The organism is Rudaea cellulosilytica DSM 22992, assembly GCF_000378125.1.
GTDB classification, from domain to species: Bacteria; Pseudomonadota; Gammaproteobacteria; order Xanthomonadales; family Rhodanobacteraceae; genus Rudaea; species Rudaea cellulosilytica.
Genome location: NZ_KB899241.1, coordinates 1,526,999 through 1,546,829, shown reverse-complemented (window position 1 = coordinate 1,546,829; position 19,831 = coordinate 1,526,999). Strand labels below are relative to the sequence as shown.

25 protein-coding genes and 1 pseudogene are annotated in these 19,831 nt (G+C 65.7%); 8 read left to right on the top strand and 18 right to left on the bottom strand.

The features are described 5' to 3' along the window. The 5 genes from ampE to F455_RS20025 form a co-directional block, all read right to left on the bottom strand. Nucleotides 1–879, bottom strand: coding sequence for a regulatory signaling modulator protein AmpE (gene ampE, locus F455_RS0106895; protein WP_018972547.1), 879 nt, complete (start codon nucleotides 877–879; stop codon nucleotides 1–3). A 53-nt stretch (nucleotides 880–932) separates the two neighbouring features. Beyond that, nucleotides 933–1,916, bottom strand: coding sequence for an NAD(+) diphosphatase (gene nudC, locus F455_RS20030; protein ID WP_018972546.1), 984 nt, complete (start codon nucleotides 1,914–1,916; stop codon nucleotides 933–935). A 78-nt stretch (nucleotides 1,917–1,994) separates the two neighbouring features. Next, nucleotides 1,995–2,357: an iron-sulfur cluster insertion protein ErpA gene (erpA, locus tag F455_RS0106885; protein WP_018972545.1), complete on the bottom strand. Its 363-nt coding sequence runs from the start codon at nucleotides 2,355–2,357 to the stop codon at nucleotides 1,995–1,997. 31 nt (nucleotides 2,358–2,388) lie between these two features. After that, nucleotides 2,389–2,826, bottom strand: a complete 438-nt coding sequence (locus tag F455_RS0106880) for a bactofilin family protein (protein WP_018972544.1) — start codon at nucleotides 2,824–2,826, stop codon at nucleotides 2,389–2,391. After that, a complete protein-coding gene (locus F455_RS20025) occupies nucleotides 2,807–3,553 on the bottom strand; it encodes a DUF6776 family protein (protein WP_157578504.1) in 747 nt (248 codons plus the stop codon). Before F455_RS20025 ends, F455_RS0106880 begins: the two co-directional genes overlap by 20 nt. A gap of 76 nt (nucleotides 3,554–3,629) precedes the next feature. On the opposite strand from F455_RS20025, the gene F455_RS0106870 reads away from it, so the two are divergent. Further along, a complete protein-coding gene (locus F455_RS0106870) occupies nucleotides 3,630–4,073 on the top strand; it encodes a CopD family protein (protein ID WP_245539948.1) in 444 nt (147 codons plus the stop codon). A 59-nt stretch (nucleotides 4,074–4,132) separates the two neighbouring features. Here F455_RS0106870 and bfr read toward each other — a convergent pair whose 3' ends face one another. From bfr to F455_RS0106820, 10 genes and pseudogenes are all read right to left on the bottom strand, one after another. Then, nucleotides 4,133–4,603, bottom strand: coding sequence for a bacterioferritin (gene bfr / locus F455_RS0106865; protein ID WP_018972541.1), 471 nt, complete (start codon nucleotides 4,601–4,603; stop codon nucleotides 4,133–4,135). Nucleotides 4,604–4,736: 133 nt separating this feature from the next. Beyond that, complete coding sequence (locus tag F455_RS0106860; protein WP_018972540.1) at nucleotides 4,737–4,946, bottom strand: (2Fe-2S)-binding protein; 210 nt, start codon at nucleotides 4,944–4,946, stop codon at nucleotides 4,737–4,739. 167 nt (nucleotides 4,947–5,113) lie between these two features. Then, nucleotides 5,114–5,749, bottom strand: coding sequence for an RNA pyrophosphohydrolase (locus tag F455_RS0106855; protein WP_018972539.1), 636 nt, complete (start codon nucleotides 5,747–5,749; stop codon nucleotides 5,114–5,116). Nucleotides 5,750–5,928: 179 nt separating this feature from the next. Beyond that, a complete protein-coding gene (locus F455_RS0106850; protein WP_033409436.1) occupies nucleotides 5,929–6,645 on the bottom strand; it encodes a glycosyltransferase family 2 protein in 717 nt (238 codons plus the stop codon). Between the two features lie 64 nt (nucleotides 6,646–6,709). Then, nucleotides 6,710–7,405 carry a DUF3379 family protein gene (locus F455_RS0106845; RefSeq protein WP_083918813.1) on the bottom strand — a complete coding sequence of 232 codons (696 nt, stop codon included), beginning with the start codon at nucleotides 7,403–7,405 and terminating at the stop codon, nucleotides 6,710–6,712. After that, nucleotides 7,392–7,934, bottom strand: a pseudogene (locus F455_RS20020) (sigma-70 family RNA polymerase sigma factor); the annotation flags it as partial. The gene F455_RS0106845 and the pseudogene F455_RS20020, both read right to left, overlap by 14 nt. A gap of 34 nt (nucleotides 7,935–7,968) precedes the next feature. Further along, nucleotides 7,969–8,841 (bottom strand): ParB/RepB/Spo0J family partition protein, encoded by an 873-nt coding sequence (locus F455_RS0106835; protein ID WP_018972535.1) that lies wholly within the window; start codon nucleotides 8,839–8,841, stop codon nucleotides 7,969–7,971. A gap of 32 nt (nucleotides 8,842–8,873) precedes the next feature. Next, on the bottom strand, nucleotides 8,874–9,779 hold the full coding sequence (locus F455_RS0106830) for a ParA family protein (RefSeq protein ID WP_018972534.1): 906 nt from the start codon (nucleotides 9,777–9,779) through the stop codon (nucleotides 8,874–8,876). A gap of 124 nt (nucleotides 9,780–9,903) precedes the next feature. After that, a complete protein-coding gene (gene rsmG / locus F455_RS0106825) occupies nucleotides 9,904–10,554 on the bottom strand; it encodes a 16S rRNA (guanine(527)-N(7))-methyltransferase RsmG (RefSeq protein ID WP_018972533.1) in 651 nt (216 codons plus the stop codon). A gap of 129 nt (nucleotides 10,555–10,683) precedes the next feature. Next, entirely contained in the window at nucleotides 10,684–11,136 is a 453-nt protein-coding gene (locus tag F455_RS0106820) for an SPFH domain-containing protein (protein WP_026293151.1), read from the bottom strand. A gap of 225 nt (nucleotides 11,137–11,361) precedes the next feature. Between F455_RS0106820 and hemB the strand changes: the two genes are divergently transcribed. The 3 genes from hemB to F455_RS0106805 are packed head-to-tail and all read left to right on the top strand — an operon-like array spanning nucleotide 11,362 to nucleotide 13,459. Next, entirely contained in the window at nucleotides 11,362–12,363 is a 1,002-nt protein-coding gene (gene hemB / locus F455_RS0106815) for a porphobilinogen synthase (protein ID WP_026293150.1), read from the top strand. After that, the gene (gene aroE / locus F455_RS0106810; protein ID WP_018972530.1) at nucleotides 12,360–13,202 is read left to right on the top strand and encodes a shikimate dehydrogenase; all 843 of its coding nucleotides are present in this window, start codon (nucleotides 12,360–12,362) and stop codon (nucleotides 13,200–13,202) included. The genes hemB and aroE overlap by 4 nt, the downstream gene beginning before the upstream one ends. Nucleotides 13,203–13,204: 2 nt before the next feature. Continuing rightward, complete coding sequence (locus F455_RS0106805; RefSeq protein WP_018972529.1) at nucleotides 13,205–13,459, top strand: YkgJ family cysteine cluster protein; 255 nt, start codon at nucleotides 13,205–13,207, stop codon at nucleotides 13,457–13,459. 1 nt (nucleotide 13,460) lies between these two features. Here F455_RS0106805 and F455_RS0106800 read toward each other — a convergent pair whose 3' ends face one another. Together F455_RS0106800 and F455_RS0106795 are read right to left on the bottom strand one after the other, a co-directional pair. After that, nucleotides 13,461–13,799: a hypothetical protein gene (locus F455_RS0106800; RefSeq protein ID WP_018972528.1), complete on the bottom strand. Its 339-nt coding sequence runs from the start codon at nucleotides 13,797–13,799 to the stop codon at nucleotides 13,461–13,463. Nucleotides 13,800–13,804: 5 nt separating this feature from the next. Continuing rightward, a complete protein-coding gene (locus F455_RS0106795; protein WP_018972527.1) occupies nucleotides 13,805–14,347 on the bottom strand; it encodes a gamma carbonic anhydrase family protein in 543 nt (180 codons plus the stop codon). Nucleotides 14,348–14,492: 145 nt separating this feature from the next. On the opposite strand from F455_RS0106795, the gene F455_RS0106790 reads away from it, so the two are divergent. Continuing rightward, a complete protein-coding gene (locus tag F455_RS0106790; RefSeq protein WP_018972526.1) occupies nucleotides 14,493–15,896 on the top strand; it encodes a coniferyl aldehyde dehydrogenase in 1,404 nt (467 codons plus the stop codon). Nucleotides 15,897–15,937: 41 nt separating this feature from the next. Here F455_RS0106790 and hemF read toward each other — a convergent pair whose 3' ends face one another. Beyond that, a complete protein-coding gene (gene hemF / locus F455_RS0106785; protein WP_018972525.1) occupies nucleotides 15,938–16,837 on the bottom strand; it encodes an oxygen-dependent coproporphyrinogen oxidase in 900 nt (299 codons plus the stop codon). Nucleotides 16,838–16,993: 156 nt separating this feature from the next. On the opposite strand from hemF, the gene F455_RS0106780 reads away from it, so the two are divergent. Genes F455_RS0106780 through F455_RS0106770 form a run of 3 tightly spaced genes read left to right on the top strand, consistent with a single transcriptional unit; the run spans nucleotide 16,994 to nucleotide 19,805 of the window. After that, entirely contained in the window at nucleotides 16,994–18,208 is a 1,215-nt protein-coding gene (locus F455_RS0106780) for a beta-ketoacyl-[acyl-carrier-protein] synthase family protein (RefSeq protein WP_018972524.1), read from the top strand. Beyond that, nucleotides 18,205–19,020 carry a beta-ketoacyl synthase chain length factor gene (locus tag F455_RS0106775; protein ID WP_018972523.1) on the top strand — a complete coding sequence of 272 codons (816 nt, stop codon included), beginning with the start codon at nucleotides 18,205–18,207 and terminating at the stop codon, nucleotides 19,018–19,020. The genes F455_RS0106780 and F455_RS0106775 overlap by 4 nt, the downstream gene beginning before the upstream one ends. Beyond that, nucleotides 19,017–19,805 (top strand): glycosyltransferase family 2 protein, encoded by a 789-nt coding sequence (locus F455_RS0106770; RefSeq protein ID WP_018972522.1) that lies wholly within the window; start codon nucleotides 19,017–19,019, stop codon nucleotides 19,803–19,805. The genes F455_RS0106775 and F455_RS0106770 overlap by 4 nt, the downstream gene beginning before the upstream one ends. Nucleotides 19,806–19,831 lie beyond the last annotated feature (26 nt).

Genomic DNA, 19,831 nt, shown 5'->3' with positions numbered 1-19,831 from the left:
TTACCCGACCGCTCCGGAAATCACGATCACCGCGATCACCGCGAGCCAGACGATCAGCACGCGGCGGATCAGGGTCATCGCATCGTCGAGCTCGACCAGCGCATCGGTCGTGTCTACCGCGTGGCCATCACCGGCTTCGACATCGGCATCGACGCTCGCGCGCGCGATCGCGCCGAGGAAACCAGACTCGAAGCTCCAGTAGCCTTGCGGATGCGCGGCGTGGTAGCCGCGCCAGGTCTTGAGCACGGCGTCGAAATCGGACGCGATTGCGAGCGCGAGCGCAATCAGGTGGGCGGGCAGCCAGTCAAGCAAGCGTGCGAATTTTTGCGCGAACGACTGCTGCGCGGCGGGCAACGCCTGCGCATGTGCGGGCGTGTACGCGAGCAGGTGGGCGAGGCGATAGAGCAAGGCGCCAACCGGTCCGAGCAAGGCGAACCAGAGCACCACGCCGAACACGCGGCGCAGGCCCGAGGTAAACGCGGCCTCGACCAACGGCTCGGCGCGGAACGGCAGCGGCTCGCTCATCTCCTCGGGCTTGAGCGCCTGCGCCGCTTCGCTGCGGCGATCGGAATCGGGCGCCTTGTCGACCGCCTCGACGTCCTGTTCGAGATCGCGCGGACCCATGCAGTAGAACAGCACGACGATGCCGAAGACGAGACTCGGCAGGCCGAAGACGTTGCCGCGCAGCACCAACTGCACGGCAAGGCAGAGCAGCGCGGGAAGTCCGAGCGTGATGAGCAGGCCGAGTTCCGCGCTGGACTGCGCCGCGCCCTGGTCCTGCCAGCCGCGCAGCCAGGAAAAGTTGCGCAGGCGTTTCAGGTCGGGCGCGAAATGCGTGAGCAGCAGAACGAATACGATCGCGACGAACACGATGGCCATGGAAACTCCTTGCACCCACCGCACGTGGGCGCCGCCGATTGTAGCAGCGGCAGTCAGCCGCGCGCGGCCCGGCGCAGCGGATCGCCGCGCGTCAACGCGTCGAGTTCGATGCCCGCGGTTTCGCGCAGCCAATGCTCGACGAGACGGTAAGACACCGACAGCGGCGAAGGCATCAGCAGTTCACCCGAAGCGAGCCCATCAACGAGCTGCCGCGCGCTGAACCAGCGCGCATCCTCGAGCTCGGGACCGAGCTTGATCGCCGGGTCGTCCGCGCGCGCGGTGAAGCCAAGCATGATCGACGACGGAAACGGCCACGCCTGCGAGGAGTGGTAATCGCAGTCGACGACGCGCACGCCGGCTTCCTCGTACACCTCGCGCTGCACGGCAGCTTCGAGCGTCTCGCCCGGCTCGACGAATCCGGCCAGCGTGGAGTAGCGCCCCTTCGGCCAGCTTGCCTGGCGGCCGAGCAGACAGGCATCGCCATGCGCCACGATGACGATCATCGCCGGATCGGTGCGCGGGAAATGCTCGGCGGCGCATTGCGGGTTCGTGCACACGGCGCGATGGCCGGCGCTTTCCAGACGCACGGGCGAGCCGCAGACGCTGCAGTAGCGCGTGCGCTCCTGCCAGTTGACGATTGCACGCGCATAGGCAAACAGACCGGCGTCGACGGCTTCGAGCGCCATGCCGGCACTGCGCAGGTCGATGAAGTCGCCGCCGAGCCGCGCGGCGATCGCTGCGGCCGCGGCATCGCCTTGGCGCCAGGCGAACCAGTCGCGATCTTGCACCTTGCCGAGGTAGATCGTCGTCGCCTCCGCGCCGCCGTCGCGGACAAAATCGTCGCGACTCAATTCCGCCAGACGTTCGCGGCCGGAGGCGACGAGCGCACTGCCGTCGTCGCGCAGGAGCAGGAACCGCGCGGCCGCGCCGCGCAAACGGTCGTTGATCGTCGCGGTATCGCTGCGCCAGTCCGCGTCGCGTTCGATGTCGAGGGAAGAGAACGTATTGGCGCGGCTGCGCGAGAGAGAGCTGCTCATGGAGTTATTTTAGCGCGCGTATCTGATCGAAAAAAAAGCACCCTCGGGCGGGTGCTTTTTTCGGACGGCAACAGCCGATCAGATGCTGAACGACGAACCGCAGCCGCAGGTCGTCTTCGCATTCGGATTGCGGATCACGAACTGTGCGCCCTGCAGGCTTTCGCTGTAGTCGATTTCCGCGCCCATCAAATACTGCAAGCTCAAGGGATCGACGACGAGGGTGACGCCTTCCTTTTCCAGCGCGAGGTCGTCCTCGGCGCGCGCCTCGTCGAAGGTGAAGCCGTACTGGAAGCCCGAGCAGCCGCCGCCGGAAATGTACACGCGCAGCTTGAGCTCGGGATTGTTCTCCTCGGCGATCAGCTCGCGCACCTTGTGCGCAGCCGCATCGGTAAAGATTAGCGGCTGCTCGAGGGCAGTCTGGTAGCTGGGCGTAGTATCCATACGTTGGTAGATCGTGCCGATCCGCGCGAAATCAAGTATGCGCGGCGCCGGACAACTCGAACTCGTCCACTTCTTCCGGCGCAGCCAGCTGCTTCGGCGTTTCGGCACGGTGCACGATCTTGCCGTTGATCTGCGCGCCGGCCGACATTTCCATGACCTTGTAGTAGACGTTGCCCTCGACGCGCGCGCCGGCGGCAAGTTCGAGGCGCTGCGTCGCGGTGACGTCGCCGTCGACCTCGCCATTGATGACCACATGCGGTGCGGTGATCTGGCCCTTGATGCGCGCGCTGTTCGACAGCGTCAGCACGGCGTTGTCGCCTTCGCCATGCAATGCGCCTTCGACGCTGCCGTCGACGTGCAGGCGGCCGTTGAAGGTGACATCGCCGCGAACCTGAGTGCCATTCGCGATTAGCGAGGTGGTCTCGGCCGGCGGTACGGCCTGATTGGACTTATTTCGATTCCCCAGCATGCGTCCCTCCCGACGTGGTCAGTATTTCCCCCCATGTGAAATCGCGCGAACTCTTGCCGAACTCGGAACCGGCATCGGCCTCGACACGCACGCCATTCGGCACGAAGCCCTCCGGCAGCAGAAGAGTACCTTTTATTTGTTGAAAATACTTGAAAGAAAATCCGATTCCCTTCGCATCGGCGTTGGCGGCGAGATCGGTCCAGTCGATCGTCACGAGTTTGTCAGCGCGCGTGCCGCTGACGCTGAGTCTGACCTGTCCGCTTGCGATCTGGCCCGGCTTGAGATTCTGGGTCAGGGTGACGGAAAAATTGAACAGGCGCGAATTGTCGCGCGCCGCGACCAGACTCAGCGCCTGCACGCTGAAGCCTTCGCGTTTGGCGTCGGCGCGGGTCAGGCTGCTGTAGAAGGCAAGGTCGGCGCGCAGCCCGGCGATCTCCGCCTGGCGTTCGCCGATCTGGCGCTGCAGGTCGGCATTCGCCGCATTTCCCACCTGCTGCGCGCGCTCGAGTACGGCGACGCGCTGCTGCAGGGTCGCATTCTGTTCGAGCGCGCGCCTGAGCTGGGCCACGCCATCCGCCGGCACGTTCTCGCGCAGCGCCCAGGTGAGCGCGACGGCGACGAGGATCGAGGCGAACCAAAACAAGCCGATCGTCGTCCATTCGCGCCAGCGCGAGCGCTCCTGGTGCGGGCGAATGACCAAGGCGGGAGGCGGCGGAACGTGGGCCATGCGCATGCCGTGCAGTACGAGCCGGGAAGCTTAGCGAAAAACGCAGCCCCGCATCCATTCTCCGCGGCTATACTGCTTGCCGGTTCACACTCGCTCGCGCCCGATGCTCTGGATCAAGGCCCTGCACATCGTCTTCGTCGTGACCTGGTTCGCCGGCCTGTTCTACCTGCCGCGCCTGTTCATCTACCACGCCGAATCCGACAACGCGGCGGTGCGTGCGCAGTTGCAAGTCATGCAGCGACGGCTGCTCGGAATCACGCACATCGGCGGCGCGCTCGCGCTGACCTTCGGCATCTGGACGCTGATCCTCGTGCCCAGCTACCTGCACCAGGGCTGGCTGCACGCCAAGCTGGCACTCGTGCTCGGCCTCGTCGCCTACCACGCCTACCTGGCGCATCTGGTGAAACAGTTCGGCGAAGACCGCAACACGCGCTCCTCACGCTGGCTGCGCGTGTTCAACGAGGTACCGGCGCTGTTCTTGATCGCGATCGTGCTGCTCGTGGTGCTGAAGCCCACATAGGCCATGCCGGCTCGGCCGGCATTCCACTTATCTTCCGCTCTTTCGCGTATCGCCCGGGCTCAAGAACCGAGCTTCTGCTGCAGATATCCGGTTTCACCAATCTGCTTGACCAGACCAAGCTGCGTCTCGAGCCAGTCGATGTGCTCTTCCTCGGATTCGAGGATTTCTTCGAACAGCTCGCGGCTGACGTAATCGCCTACCTTCTCGCAGTGCGCGATCGCGGCCTTGAGGTCCGGATGCGCAATCTGCTCGAGCTTGAGATCGCATTTGAGCGCTTCGATCGGACCCTCGCCGATCAACAGCTTGCCCAACGCCTGCAGGTTAGGCAGGCCTTCAAGGAACAGGATGCGCTCGATGAGTTTGTCCGCATGCTTCATCTCGTCGATCGATTCCTTGTACTCGTGCTCGGCCAACTCCTTGTAGCCCCAGTTCTTGTACATGCGCGCATGCAGGAAATACTGGTTGATCGCGGTCAGTTCGTTGAACAGCGCCTTGTTGAGGTGAGCGATGACCTGCTTGTCGCCTTTCATTGGGTAACTCCGTACGTTCTTCAAAAATGACTATAGCGCGCGCCAACGACGCGCGAAGAAACGCGAATCGTGAGCATTTGCGGGAGGGACCGGAACGATGCGGCTGCGCCGCACGGCGATCGAAGCGGCGCGGCTAGGCAGCCTGCGCGATGAGCGGGAGGCCGAATGCCGTGCGGGTGCGGCGATGCGCATCGCGCAGCACTTGCTCGGCAAGATCAGCGCAACTGCCGCAATCGCCCGAGCAACCGGTGCGACGCGTGAGTTCGCCCAGGCTGCGCACACCCTCGGCGGCGGCCTGGCGGATCATCTTCTCGGTGACGGCATTGCAGATGCAGACGTACATGGACGCGAATATGGTGATGCGACGGCCATATTCAATTGCAAATGAGAATGATTGTCAACTACCTTCTCTCTGAGACGCAACCCGTCGGCAAATGCGGCGCCTGAAAACGCCGAAAGGCGCTCGAAGCGCCTTTCGTTCCTGAATAGTGCGCGACTCTGCGCTCTTCGCTATCCCGCCTTGGCCAAAGCCGTCTTGCCGAGACGCTCGGCCAGATCAGCCATGCTTTCGGCCACCGCTCGTGCATTCTCGGCCATCTGCTCGGCCGCGGCGAAGGCGGACTCGGTCATCTGTTCGGCCACCGCGAGCGCATCGCTCAGACCGACATGGCTGTAATTCGTCGCGATCGGTGCGAGATGGCGCAGCGCGCGCTGGTATACCTCACGCTTGAACGAGACGACATGGCTCGCGGGATACCAGAAATCCACCCAGCGCCACTGGTCGAACTCGGGTTCGTCGGTGGCGTCCAGGCGCACCGCGGACTCGTCGCCGACGAAACGCAGCAGGAACCAAACCTGCTTCTGGCCGATGCACGTCGGTTTCTGGTTGCGCCGAACCATGCGCGGCGGCAAGCGGTAGCGCAGCCAGCCGGGCGTCGCGCCGAGCACCTGCACGTGATGCGGGCGCAGGCCGGTCTCCTCATGCAGTTCGCGATACATCGCCTCGAGCGGGGTTTCGTCGCTGCGCATGCCGCCCTGCGGGAATTGCCAGCCGTCCTTGAACGCACGGCGCGCCCAAAACACCCTGCCGTCGTCGCGCAACAGGATGATGCCTACATTCGGACGGTAGCCATCCGGATCGATCACGCTTTCTGCTCCAAAATCACCGCCGCTGTACTGCGGAGAAACCGATAGCAACCGCAGAATATGGCGCTTGCGCCCGATTCTTCCACAGCCTGCGGCGACGGGCAAGCGAACACAGGGTCGCGGCCATTGCGCGTACCAATCCTGCAGCAGCGCTAATTCCGCCGCTAATCACCGGGCGATCAGAGCTCTTCCACCGCCGTGCGTTTGGAGCGGCGGATCAGCCAAGCCACGCCGCGCAGGTCGGAGATGCCGACCAGAGCGCGGTTGAGATTGTTGTATTTCGACACGCCCGCACCGCGCGCGCGATGATTCACCGGCACGCTCTTCACCTGCCAGCCGGCGCGCTGCATCAGCGCGGGCAGGTAGCGATGCATGTGGTCGAAGTACGGCAAGTCGAGGAACGCGGCGCGTTCGAACAGTTTGATCCCGCAGCCGGTGTCCGGCGTTTCATCCTTGAGCAGGTTCGAACGGATTCGATTGGCCCAGCGCGAGGCCCAGCGCTTGCTGCCCGAGTCCTGGCGGTTGACGCGCCAGCCGGCGAACAGCTTGATCTCTTTCGCCGACTCGTCGCGCATCGCGATGAGCTTGGGGATATCGGCCGGATCGTTCTGGCCGTCGCCGTCGAGCGTGGCGATCCAGGTACCGCGCGCGGCCTTGATGCCGGTACGCAGAGCCGTACTCTGCCCGCTCTGGGCGACGTGGCGCAGCACGCGCAGTTCGGGGAACTGCGCCTTGGCCGCAGTCAGCACGGCCAGGGTGTCGTCACGGCTCAGGTCGTCGACATAGACGATCTCGAAATCGACCTTGCCGCGTAGTGCGGCGGCGATTTCGGTCAGCAGCGGGACGATATTGTCGCGCTCGTTGTGCACGGGCACGACGACGGATAAGTCGGGCATCGCTTCGATCCGGAAGTTGATGCGGTCATTATCGCCTGCCGCGGCGCCGCTTGTCGCCAATGGCTTAGCCGCTGATGGCAGCGCGCCAAAGCGCCTCGACGCGATCGAACTCCGCCGGGCTTTTCGCCAGCAGGATCAGGGTGCCGTTGCCGAGCGGCAGGCTGCGGCCGCGCAGCCCGTCGCGCTCGAAGTCCGCGGCCGCACTCACTTTCTGGTCGGCCACATAGATCACAGTCAACGGACCATCTGTCGTCGGCATAACCAGATGCACGGAACGGTGTTTGCTGGCTCCGACCGGGCAGGGTGCGACGAAGCTGATGCCGTCGGGGACTTGCTTCAAGACGACGCCGCGCTTGGCAAACGTGGCGGCAACCTCGGCCGCGGCGATCGGCGCGGTCAGCGCGAGCACTTCCTGCTCCGACTCCAGATGCTCGACCGCCTGCACCGACAGCGGCTTGGCCTCGGCGCGCATGCCGACGACGCCGATCCCAAGCACGAGCGCGGCAGCCACCGCGAACATCGAAGCGCGGCGCAGATTCACGCGCCGGCGCCGCTCCGCCGTAGTCTGCGCGAGCAGGATCGCCTCGGCGAGCTGCGCGGGCGCGGCGACATTCAGCGCGCGCGCAAGATCGCCCTCGAACGCCAGCGCCCGCGCATGCGCCTCGGCGCAACGCGGGCATTCCGCGCGATGCTGCACGAAGTCCGCAGAAGTCATCTGCGGATCGATCGCGAGTTGTCGCCGGAATTCAACGCAATTCATAAACCTGTGCCTCGATCGGCTCGCCGCCGAGCATCGCCTTCAACTTCTGCCGCGCGCGGAACAACTGGGTCATCACCGCGGCACTGGAAATGTTCAACTCGCGCGCGATCTCCTCGCAGGAGAACCCGCCGAGCACCTGCATGAGCAGCGGCTCGCGATATTTCACGTCGAGCTTCAGCATCGCCGCGCGGATCAACGCATCCTCGCCCGAGCCTTCCGGCGTCAATGCCTCGCGCATGTCGGCCACCTCGACTTCGTCCACGTCCACAAACTGCGGCGTCTTGCGCTCGTACAGACGCGCGTGCTCGCGGCGCAGGATCGTGATCAGCCATGCCTTGGCCGCCGCGGTCTCGCGCAAACTGTCGAGCGATCGCCACGCACGCAGGAACGACTCCTGTACGAGATCCTGCGCCAGCGCCTCCTCGCCGCAGAGCCAGTACGCGTAACGAAACAGGTCGCCCGAATACCCGCGTACGAGCGCGTCGAACTGTCGCTGCTTGCTGCTCACAGGGGACATGACCGGGTTGTCTGCGCGAAACTTTCGTTAGTTTGGGTTCAAAGACTCAGCGACGGATTTTTTCGAGGATTCCTTCGAGCTCGTCGAGGCTGTGATAGCCGATCACGAGCTTGCCGCGTCCGTTGTTGCCATGCTGGATCGCGACGCTAGCTGCGAGTTTCTCGGACAGCTCACGCTCGAGCGCGACGATGTCGGCGTCGCGCGCGGCCGCTTTCTTCGCCTTGCCCTGCGGCTCGGCCTGCGCTTTGCGCGCGGCGGCCTCGAGCTCGCGTACCGACCAGCCGTGTTCGGCCGCGCGTCGCGCCAGGCCAAGCGCGAGCGCCGGCTGCAGCGTCAACAAGGCCTTGGCGTGGCCTGCCTCGATCTGGCCTTCCTTGAGCAGGCGCTTGATCTCCTCGGGCAGGTCGAGCAGGCGCAGCAGGTTCGACACGGCGGAGCGCGAACGACCGATCGCCTCGGCGACCTGCTCGTGCGTGTGCTTGAATTCGTCGATCAGGCGGCGCAGCGCGTGCGCCTCTTCGAGCGCGGACAAGTCCTCGCGCTGGATGTTCTCGATCAGGGTCATCGCCGCGACCGCCGGATCGGCGACCTCGCGCACGATGGCCGGAATCTCGGCCAGCCCGGCGAGCTGCGAGGCGCGCCAACGGCGCTCGCCGGCGATGATCTCGTAGCGATCCGCGCCGACCGGACGTACGACGATCGGCTGGATCACGCCCTGCGCCTTGATCGAGGCGGCGAGCTCGGCGAGCTTTTCCTGATCGAACACGCGCCGCGGCTGGTATTTGCCCGGCGCGATGCGCCCGACCGGCAGGTTGCGCAGATCGTCGCCCGCTGCGGCGGTCTCCGCGGCAACATCACCGCCGCCGAGCAATACGTCGAGATCGCGCGAGCCCAAGCCGCGCCGCTTTGCAGCTGCCATGTGGTGTCTCTGGAAATCCTGTGTGCGCTAGTTTAGCGCACGAGCAGCGAGGCGATGGACGGCGGTGGCGCTTCGGCGGCCGGCGCGGCATCGGATTTTTCCCCAACGGCGGCAGCGGGCGGACTCGAGACCGGCGCTGGAGCCGCCACGGACTGCGTCGATCCCGTGGTCGCCGCCGCACGATCGCGCCGCAAAAGTTCACCGGCAAGACCGAAATAGGCGATCGCACCGCGCGATTCGCGATCGTAAAGGTTGATCGGCTGACCGTGGCTCGGCGCTTCGGCCAGGCGGATATTGCGCGGAATCACCGAACGCAGCAGTTTGTCGCCGAAATGTTTGGCCAACTGGGCGGAGACGTCGTTGCCGAGGTTGTTGCGCACGTCGTACATGGTGCGCAGGATGCCGTCGATCTCAAGATGTGGATTTAAGCGCGTACGTACCGCCTTGACCGTGTCGAGCAGGCTGGTCAGGCCCTCGAGCGCGAAGTACTCGCACTGCACCGGGATCAGCACGCCGTCCGCCGCGGTCAGCGCATTGACCGTCAACAGGTGCAGCGACGGCGGGCAGTCGATCAGGATCGTGTGGTAGCGCTGGCCGAGCTTGGCCAGCTGCTCCTTCAGCCGCGACTCGCGCGCGAGCATGTCCATGAGCTTGATCTCGGCCGCGGTCAGGTCGCGACTGCCGGGCAGCAGATCGAAATTGGCCGGCGTCGGCACAATCGCCGTCTCGATCGGCGCCTCGTCGAGCAGCACTTCGCAGCCGGTTGGCTTGGCTGTGCGCTTGTCGATGCCCGAGGCCATCGTCGCGTTGCCCTGCGGATCGAGATCGACGAGCAGCACGCGGCGTTTCGCCTCGGCCAGCGCCGCCGCGAGATTGACCGCGGTCGTGGTCTTGCCCACGCCGCCCTTCTGATTCACTACCGCAATGATGCGAGTCATCGACCAACCCCAAAGGATACATTGCCGGTAGTGAGATCGGATTTCTGTCCGACACATACTCGGCTCATCGGCGTTGAGCGGCCCCGCCGCTCGAACGCCGACAGTTATCGCTACGGCGTAGCCGTCAGCGATAACGCCTAATTATGACGGCATGTCGCGCCGCGCCCAAGCCCGGCACGGCCAGCGCCACGATTTCCTCGATGCGGAAGCCCGACGGTAGACCGCGCAGTTCCTCCTCGTCGATTACGCCCTTCATCGCCACGCACACCCCATCAGGCGCGAGCAGATGGCCACCCCAGGTCAGGATATCGCCGAGCGCGGCGAACGCGCGTGCAGTGATGCAGTCGTATTGTCCCTGCAGATCCTCGACGCGTGCCTGCTCGACGCGCGCGTTGGCGAGGCCGAGCACACGCACAGCCTCGCGCAGGAAACGGGTTTTCTTGCCGTTGCTGTCGGCCAGCGTGACCTTGCGCTCAGGTGCCAGGATCGCCAGCGGAATGCCGGGCAATCCAGCGCCAGTGCCGAGGTCGACCAAGGTTGCACCGCGCACCAGCGGCGCGATCGCCAACGAGTCGAGCAGATGGCGCGTGACCATTTCCGCCGGATCGCGCACCGCGGTCAGGTTGTAGACCGCGTTCCAGCACACGAGCAGATCGAGATAGTCGATCAGGCGCTCGTTCTGCGCGGGCGTCAGCGCAAGGCCAAGTTCGTCCGCACCGGCACGCAGACGGGCCTGCAGCGAGGGGCGATCAATGGCGGGAGGAGCAGCGGGCATGCGGGCGGGTCTGGCGCGGAACGGCCGCGCGGGGCCGGCAAGTATCGCGGCAGCGCGCGGCAAATTCCACCGCGCAGGCGACCTGGAGCGGTCGCTCCTGGGGCCAAGGCGGAGCGAAAATCCGCTCCGTCAGACCAGTTGTACGCGCGTCACCAGCAGGCCGCGCTCGCGCAGACTGCGGTTCAGCTCGGTCTTCAGGTGCAGGTTACGCGCGGCGGCGTCACGCTCCGGGGCCGCGGCGACCAACTCGGGCAGGCGTTCGCGCAGGCGCACGCCGACCTCGTCGATGATCGCGTCGGCGCGCGCGGCGTCGAGCACCTGGTAGTAGATCTTGCCGTGCAGCGCACCTTGGTCCGGGGTCGCGATTTCGCCGACTTCGACGACATTGCCGAACAGGCGGATCTTGTGCGCGACGCGCTCGATCAGCGGCAGGACCAGGTGGGTGCCGGCGCCTACCGTACGCATATGCCCGTCGACGCGGCGCAGAGTATAGGCCTGGCCTTCGGGGATGCGCTTGATTGACGCAACGAACAACAGGACAGTGGCGCACAACAACGCCATCACTACGATCGGGGCTAGCATTTTTGTTCCCTCTTCCAAGAGGTTATGTGAAGCTAGTAAGGACGACTCTGGAAACGTCCGGTACAACGATGAATCTCCGAACGTTTGTGGAGTATGCCGAGGCATCTCGGAATCACCGCTGAATATTACCGCTCGATTTTCCGACGTACTGCGACCGCCTGCCCGATTTCACCGCGTCGCCGCTTGGATTATCGTGTGCGCTCTCTTTCGAGGTAACGACCAACCATGCCCTACCCCGCTACCCGCCTGCGCCGCATGCGCCGCGATGCGTTCTCGCGTGCGCTGATGCGCGAGACGACCCTGCTGCCCAGCGACCTGATCATGGTTGCCTTCGTCATCGACGGCGAGGACAAACGCGAGCCGATTGCGTCGATGCCCGGTGTCGACCGCGTGTCGATCGACCAGCTCGAAAAGCTCGCCGGCGAATGCGTCGCCGCCGGCATTCCGGCGCTGGCCCTGTTCCCTTCGCCGCCCGCGTCGGTCAAAACCGAGGACGGGCGCGAGGCCTGGAATCCCGACAACGTGTTCCAGCGCGCCGCGCGCGCGCTCAAGGCGAAGTTCCCCGAACTCGGTCTGATCGGCGACGTCGCGCTCGATCCGTACACGACGCACGGCCAGGACGGCGTGATCGACGAGCGCGGCTACATCCTCAACGACGTGACCATCGAAGCGCTCGTCAAGATGACCCTGGCCCAGGCCGCAGCCGGGTTCGACATCGTCGCGCCGTCCGACATGATGGATGGCCGCGTCGGTGCAATGCGCGCCGCACTGGAAAAAGCCGGCTATGTGAACACCCGCATCCTCGCCTACTCGGCCAAATACGCCTCGGGCTTCTACGGCCCGTTCCGCGACGCGGTCGGTTCGGCAGGCAATCTCGGCAAGGGCGACAAGCACACCTATCAGATGGACGTCGGCAACAGCGACGAGGCCTTGCGCGAGATCGAGCTCGACCTCGCCGAGGGCGCTGACGCGGTCATGATCAAACCCGGCATGCCGTATCTCGACATCGTCCAGCGCGTGAAGCAACGCTTCGGCGCGCCAACGTTCGTTTATCAGGTGAGCGGCGAGTACGCGATGCTCAAGGCCGCCGCGCAAAACGGTTGGCTCAATGAGAAAGCCGTCGTGCTCGAATCGTTGACCTCGATCAAGCGCGCCGGGGCCGATGCGATCCTGACCTATTTCGCGCTCGACGCCGCGCGCTACCTCAAAGAACGGAGTCAGCCGTGACTTCGCCCGACTACGCCGTGTTCGGCCATCCGATTTCGCATTCGCTGTCGCCGCGCATCCACGCCACGTTCGGCAAGCAGACTGGCATCACGCTCGACTACGCCGCGATCGATGCGCCGGCGGACGCGTTCGCCGCGACGCTTGCACGCTTCGCCGACGCCGGCGGTCGCGGCGCGAACATCACCCTGCCGTTGAAGCAGGACGCGTTCGGCCTCTGCGCGCAGACCTCCGATTTCGCCAGCCGCGCCGGCGCGGTCAACACGCTGACGCGCGTCGACGGCTCCTGGCACGGCGATAACACCGACGGACCCGGTCTGATCCGCGATCTCACCGGGCGCCACAGCCTCGATTTACGCGAACGCCGCAGCCTGCTGCTCGGTGCCGGCGGCGCCGCGCGTGCGGCCGCGCATGCGCTGCTCGACGCGGGCATCGGCGAACTAGTTATCGTCAACCGCAACGCCGAGCGCGCCGATGCGCTCGCCGATTCGATCCGCGATCCGTCGCGCGTACACACGCGCTACTGGAACGACCTCGCCGACCTCGGCAGCTTCGACCTCATCGTCAACGCCACCTCGGCCGGCGTCGCCCGCGAAACGCTGCAGCTGCCGTTCGCCCTCGTCGCGCCGCGCGCGCTGTGCTACGACCTGTCGTACGGCGCGGCCGCGTTTGGCTTCGTCGCCTGGGCTCGCGCTGCGGGCGCAGGCAAGGCGCTGGACGGCCTCGGCATGCTCGTCGAACAGGCCGCCGAATCATTCGCGATCTGGCACGGCATGCGGCCGGATACCGATCCGGTGCACGACGCGTTGCGCGCGGAATTGCCGCTGCTGGCGACGGATTGATCATGGAATGTCGCGCCGGCTGCGGTGCCTGCTGCATCGCGCCGTCCATTTCCTCGCCGATCCCCGGCATGCCAAACGGCAAACCGGCCGGCATACGCTGCATTCAATTGGATGAGCGCAACCGCTGCTTGATATTCGGCAAACCGGAGCGACCTGCGGTCTGCGGTAATCTCAGACCCGAACCGGCGATGTGCGGCGCAAACGCGGCCGAGGCGATGGCGACGTTGGCGCGGCTGGAAAGCCTGACGATCGCTTGATTTAGGCCCCGAGTATTTCCCCACGCTGCGGGTCGAAGGCGACGAGATTCATGCTCGCAGCGAGCGCAAGGACTTCCTCGCGCTCGATAAACGCGGCCTTGAAGCAAGAGAGTTTCCCCCCGTCTTCGGGCAGCAGCAGAAATTCAGGCGGCCCTTGCAGCCCAAACCATGCGCGTATCTCGCCATGCGGCGGCTCCCAGCGTACGGCGGGAAACGCGCGGCTGATTTCACCGCGCACGAACTCCAACGAGCCGATCGATGGGAGGTCCGGACCGATGGCGTCGATCGCAAGCACTTTGCCGTCGCCGGGCTTGGCGAAGAAGAAATAGTCGTAGCTCACCGCGCCTACCGATTCCGCTCTGCCTCAAGGTATTCGTCTTTCAAGCGCACATAGTGCTTGGCCGAGTAGTACAACTGCTCGATCTGCTTGTCGGTCAGCGTGCGCACGCAGCGCGCGGGATTGCCGAGCCAGAGCTCGCCTTCGCCGACGATCTTGCCCGGAGAGACCACCGCGCCGGCGCCGATCATTGCGTGCTTGTGCACGTGCACGTTGTCGAGCACGGTCGCGTGCATGCCGATCAGGCAGGCGTTCTCGATCGTGCACGCATGCAGGATCGCGCCATGGCCGACGGTGACATCCTCGCCGATGATCAGCGGCGCGCCGCCCGGCGTGTACGGACCGTCATGGGTTACGTGCAGCACGCAGTTGTCCTGGATGTTGCTGCGCGCACCGATGCGAATGAAATTGACGTCGCCGCGTGCGGCAACGAAGGGCCAGATCGACGTATCGGCGCCGATTTCGACATCGCCGACGACCACAGCGGCCGGGTCGACGTAGGCGTTTTCGCCGAGGCGCGGCAGGCGGCCGCGATAGGGGCGCAGGTGCATGGGATTCCTTCTCACGTGCCAGGTACCGGGCGCGCATCGTAGCACCGTGGCCGCTTTGCCCCCGCCCGCACGTCGTCGCTCCCATGTCGCCGCACGCGGAGGGCGCTAAACTGCCGCCATACGCTACCGAATCGCAGGATCGACCATGGACATGCCCGTCACCACGAGCGACCTCGCCGCCACACTCGAGCGCCTGCGCGCCGCGCAGCGCGCGAACGTGCCGACGTATCAGCAGCGCATGGACGATCTGAAGCGCCTGCGCAGCTCGTTCAAAACACGCCAGGAAGCGTTGATCTCGGCGATGAACGCCGACTTCGGCCGGCGCGCGCGCGCGGACTGCATCCTCGGCGATGCGTTCACGGTGCTCGCCGACATCGATCACATCCGCGCCCACCTGCACGGTTGGATGCGCAGCAAGCGTGACTTGGCCGACTGGCTGTTCTGGCCCGCGCATACCGAAGTGCGCTACCAGCCACTCGGCGTGGTCGGCGTGATTTCGCCGTGGAACTACCCGGTCAACCTCGCCCTGCTGCCGCTGTCGGCCGCGATCGCCGCGGGCAACCACGTGATGCTCAAGCCGTCCGAGCACACGCCGCGCACGTCGGAAGAGTTGAAGGCGCTGCTCGAAGAAGTCTTCCCGACCGATCGCGTCACGACCGTACTCGGCGGCGCCGACGTTGCCGCCGCGTTCGCCGCGCTGCCGTTCGATCATCTTTTCTTCACCGGCTCGACCGCAGTCGGGCGCAAGGTCATGCTCGCCGCCGCGCAGAACCTGACGCCGGTGACGCTGGAACTCGGCGGCAAGTCGCCGGCGATCCTCGCGCCCGGTTATTCGATCGCGACCGCGGTCGATCGCATCGCGGCGGGCAAGCTACTCAATGCGGGCCAGACCTGCATCGCGCCCGACTACGTGTTGATGCCGAAGGAAAGCGTCGCGCCGTTCGTTGCCGAAATGCAGCGTGTCGTCGCACAGCGCTATCCGGACCTCGCGACCAACGCCGCTTACACGAGCATCGTCAACGAAGGACAATTCAAGCGCCTTGCCGGCTATCTCGACGAGGCACGCGCGGCCGGCGCGAACGTGGTCGAACTCGCCCAGGGCGATGCCGCCAACCGCGTCCTCGCGCCGACGCTCGTGATCGATCCGCCCGCGCATCTCGCGCTGATGCAGGACGAGATCTTCGGCCCGATCCTGCCGATCGTCAGCGTCGATTCGGTCGATGCCGCGATCGATTTCGTCAATGCGCGTCCGCGCCCGCTCGCGCTCTACCATTTCGACCACGACCGCGCACGCACCGAGCGCGTGCTCGAGCGCACGATCGCCGGCGGGGTCACCGTCAACGACACGGTGCTGCACATCGCGCAATCGAAGCTGCCGTTCGGCGGTGTCGGCCCGTCCGGCATGGGCCACTATCATGGCCACGAAGGCTTCCTCACCTTCAGCAAGCAGAAACCCGTGCTCTACCAGGCACGCTTCAGCAGCATGAAAGTGCTAAGACCGCCCTACGGGAAACTGGCGAATTTCGTGCTGAAATTCCTGTCGCGCTGACCGATCCTGCCCTCAAAGCTACTGCGCTTTGAGGATAGGCTCTAAACCCATTCGCGCGGCACGAGATACTCGGCCAGTCGCGCCTCGGTCGAACCGGCAGGCGGCGCGTAGGCGTACTCGAAGCGCACGCGCGGCGGCAGCGACATCAGGATCGACTCGGTGCGCCCGCCAGATTGCAGGCCGAACAGCGTGCCGCGGTCGTAAACGAGGTTGAACTCGACGTAACGCCCGCGCCGGTACAACTGGAACTCGCGCTCGCGTTCGCCGAAAGATGTACCTTTTCTTTTTTCCACGATCGGCAGGTAGGCATCGAGGAAACCGTTGCCGACCGCGCGCATGAAATCGAAGCAACGCGCGAAGCCGCCTTGATTCAGATCATCAAAAAACAAGCCGCCGACGCCGCGCGTCTCGTTGCGATGCTTGAGGAAAAAGTAGTCGTCGCACCATTTCTTGTAGCGCGCGTAGACGTCCGTCCCGAACGGCGCGCACAGGTCGCGTGCGACGCGGTGCCAGTGCACGACATCCTCATCGAACGGATAGTAAGGTGTCAGGTCGAAGCCGCCGCCGAACCACCACACCGGTTCGGCGTCCTGCGCGCGTGCCTCGAAATAACGCACGTTCATGTGCGTGGTCGGCACATACGGGTTGCGCGGATGCAGCACGAGCGAGACACCGAGCGCCGACCATGCGCGCCCGGCGAGTTCGGGCCGATGCGCCGTGGCGGACGGCGGCAAGGTCTTGCCTTCCACGCGCGAGAAGTTGACCCCGCCCTGTTCGAACACGGCGCCGTCCTTGAGCACGCGCGAGCGCCCACCGCCGCCCTCGCTGCGCATCCACTCGTCGGCAACGAACCGTGCGCCGCCGTCGACGCGTTCGAGCGCGGTGCAGATGCGATCCTGCAGATCGCGCAGATAGGTTTCGACAACGGCCAGGGAATCCACGGGAATGCAGCTTTTCGATGCGGAGGGAGCGTGAATGATACTGCGCCGCGCGCGCGTATCGGTACGCATCATCGAGCATGATGGCCGTCGCCACGTTGCGGGGTGTTGCTGCGCAAACCTATACTTCGCCATCGTATTTCGCTTCGACGCTTCTTCTTGCCAGCCCGCATTGCGCCGCTTGCCATCACCGCCTGTACCGCTACCTGCGCCGCCGGACGCGGGTCGCAGGCGATTGCGCGCGCGCTCGAAACGCGCGCCGGCGGATTGATCGCGAATTCATTTTCGACCCAGCCGCTCGACTGCCGGATCGGCCGCGTCGCCGGGCTCGAGCAGCTTTCCCTGCCCGATGCGCTCGCGTCATTCGACTCGCGCAACCATCGTCTCGCCTGGCTGGGCCTCACCCAGGACGGCTTTCTCGAACGCGCGCATGCGCTGCGCGAACGCCACGGTGCCGCGCGCGTCGCGCTCGTGCTCGGCACGTCGACGTCGAGCATCGGCGAAACCGAGCGCGCCTATCGCGAACTCGATGCGCAGGGACGCCTCTCCAGCGCGCAAAGCCGCCCGCAGGTGCACCAGCCGCACGCGCTCGGCCTGTTCGTCGCGCACGCGCTCGGCCTCGCCGGGCCGAACCTGACGATCGCAACGGCCTGCTCGTCGAGCGCGAAGGTGTTCGCCAGCGCCGAACGCCTGCTGCGCCTCGGCCTCGCCGATGCGGCGATCGTCGGCGGCGTCGACACGCTCTGCGACAGCGTGCTGTTCGGCTTCAATTCGCTCGAACTCGTCTCCAATGAGGAATGCCGGCCGTTCGACGCGAACCGCCGCGGCCTTTCGCTCGGCGAAGCCGCCGGCTTCGCCATTCTCGAGCGCATGCCGCAAAGTGGAAAAGTGGAAAAAGACACACCGTTGCTGATCGGTTACGGTGAATCCAGCGACGCGCACCACATGTCCGCGCCGCATCCGCAGGGACTCGGCGCCGAACGCGCGCTCGACGACGCGCTCGCACGCGCAGGCATCTCTGCGGCCCAAGTCGACTACATCAACCTGCACGGCACGGCGAGCAGGCAGAACGACGAGGTCGAGGCCGCGCTGATCGCGCGCCGCTTCCCGGCGTCGACGCGCGCGAGCTCGACCAAGGGCTGGAGCGGACACACGCTCGGTGCGGCCGGCATCCTCGAAGCGGCGATCACGCTGATCGCGCTCGAGCGCGGCTTCGCACCGGGCACGCTGAACACGCGCGAGCTCGACCCGGCCTGCGGCCCGCAGATCCGCATCGACAACAGCGAAGCAAATTTGCGCATCGCGCTGTCGAATTCGTTCGGTTTCGGCGGCAACAATTGTTGCCTGGCCTTCGCGCGGGCGGACACGGCATGAGCGCGGCGCTGGAACTGGCGATCGAAGGCATCGGCGTTTGCGCGTCGGGCATGCCCGACTGGGCGGCAGCGCGCGAGCTGCTGCGCAGCGGAAGCGCGCACACCGCGCAACCGTTCGAGCGGCCTGCGCCGGCATCGCTGACGCCGAACGAGCGCCGCCGCGCGCCGGATTCGGTGTTGCTCGCGCTCGCCGCGGCCGAACAGGCCTGCGCGATGGCCGGACGCGCGCCGCGCGACCTGCAGAACGTATTCGCTTCGGCCTACGGCGACCTGGCGATCAACGATTATCTTTGCGCCGTGCTCGCGCACACGCCGCTCGAACTGTCGCCGACCAAGTTCCACAATTCCGTGCACAACGCGCCGGCCGGATACTGGACGATCGCGAGCGCCTGCATGGCCTCGTCGACCGCGTTGAGCGCGGGTTCCGCCACGTTCGCCGCCGGCCTGCTTGAAGCGGCCACGATCGCCGCGAGCGAAGCGAAGCCGGTGCTCTACGTCGCATTCGACATCGCGGCGACGGGCCCGCTCGCTGCCCTCATCGACTGCGATGCGCCATTCGCCGTCGCCTTCGTGCTCGCGCCCGCCACGGCGCAGCAGATCGCGCGGCTGCGCCTGGATCTGCAGGCCCATGCTGCGGCAGAACTTGCGCCGCTGCCGCCGTCGCTGCACGCTCTGCAGGCGCGCAATCCGGCAGCCGCAAGTCTGCCGTTGCTGGTCGCGCTGGCGCAGGGGGAGACCAAGGGGTTTGACTTCGCCCTGCATGCCGACAAAGACTTGCCGGCATCGGCATTGCATCTGGAGATTTCGTTTTGACCGGGGAGCAAACTCAGGCAGCGCAGAGCGCGGAAGCGGCAGCGACCGGCGTCGTCGTGATCCCCGCGTTGAACGAGGAGCGCGCGATCCGCGCCGTGCTCACGGCCGCGCTGCGCTATTGCGCCAAGGTGATTCTCGTCGACGACGGTTCCAGCGACCGCACCTCCGAGGTCGTCGCCGACCTGCCGCTCGAACGCATTCGCCATGCCGCGCCGCAGGGCAAGGCGATGGCGCTGCGCGACGGCTTCGAACTTGCGCTCAAGCTCGGCGCCGACGGCGTGCTGACGATGGATGGCGACGGCCAGCACGACGCGGCCGACCTGCCGCGCCTGCTCGCCGCGGCCAAGGAGTATCCAAACCATATCGTCATCGGCGCGCGCCTGCTCGGCAAGGACGCGCAGCCGGACAAGAACCGCTTCGGCAACGCGCAAGCCGATTTCTGGGTGTCCTGGGCCTGCGGCCAGCGCATCGTCGATTCGCAAAGCGGTCAGCGCTACTACCCGCGCGCCGCGATCGAGACCGCGCTCGCGCTGCCGCACGACGGCTTCGTCTTCGAGAGTGAAATATTGATCGAGTGCGCAACGCGAGGTATCCGCACCGTCTCGGTGCCGATCAAGGCGAGCTACGAAGAGGAACGCCGTGCCAGCCATTTCAAGCCGTTCCGCGACGTCAGCCGGATCACGCGCATGATCGCCGGACGCCTGCTGCGCGGCGGTTTCATGCTTGGCAACCTGCGCCGCTCGCGCACGGTGCCGCCGATCGTGATCGATCTTCCGACATCGTGAAAAGAGCTTTTTAACGCGGATAAAAG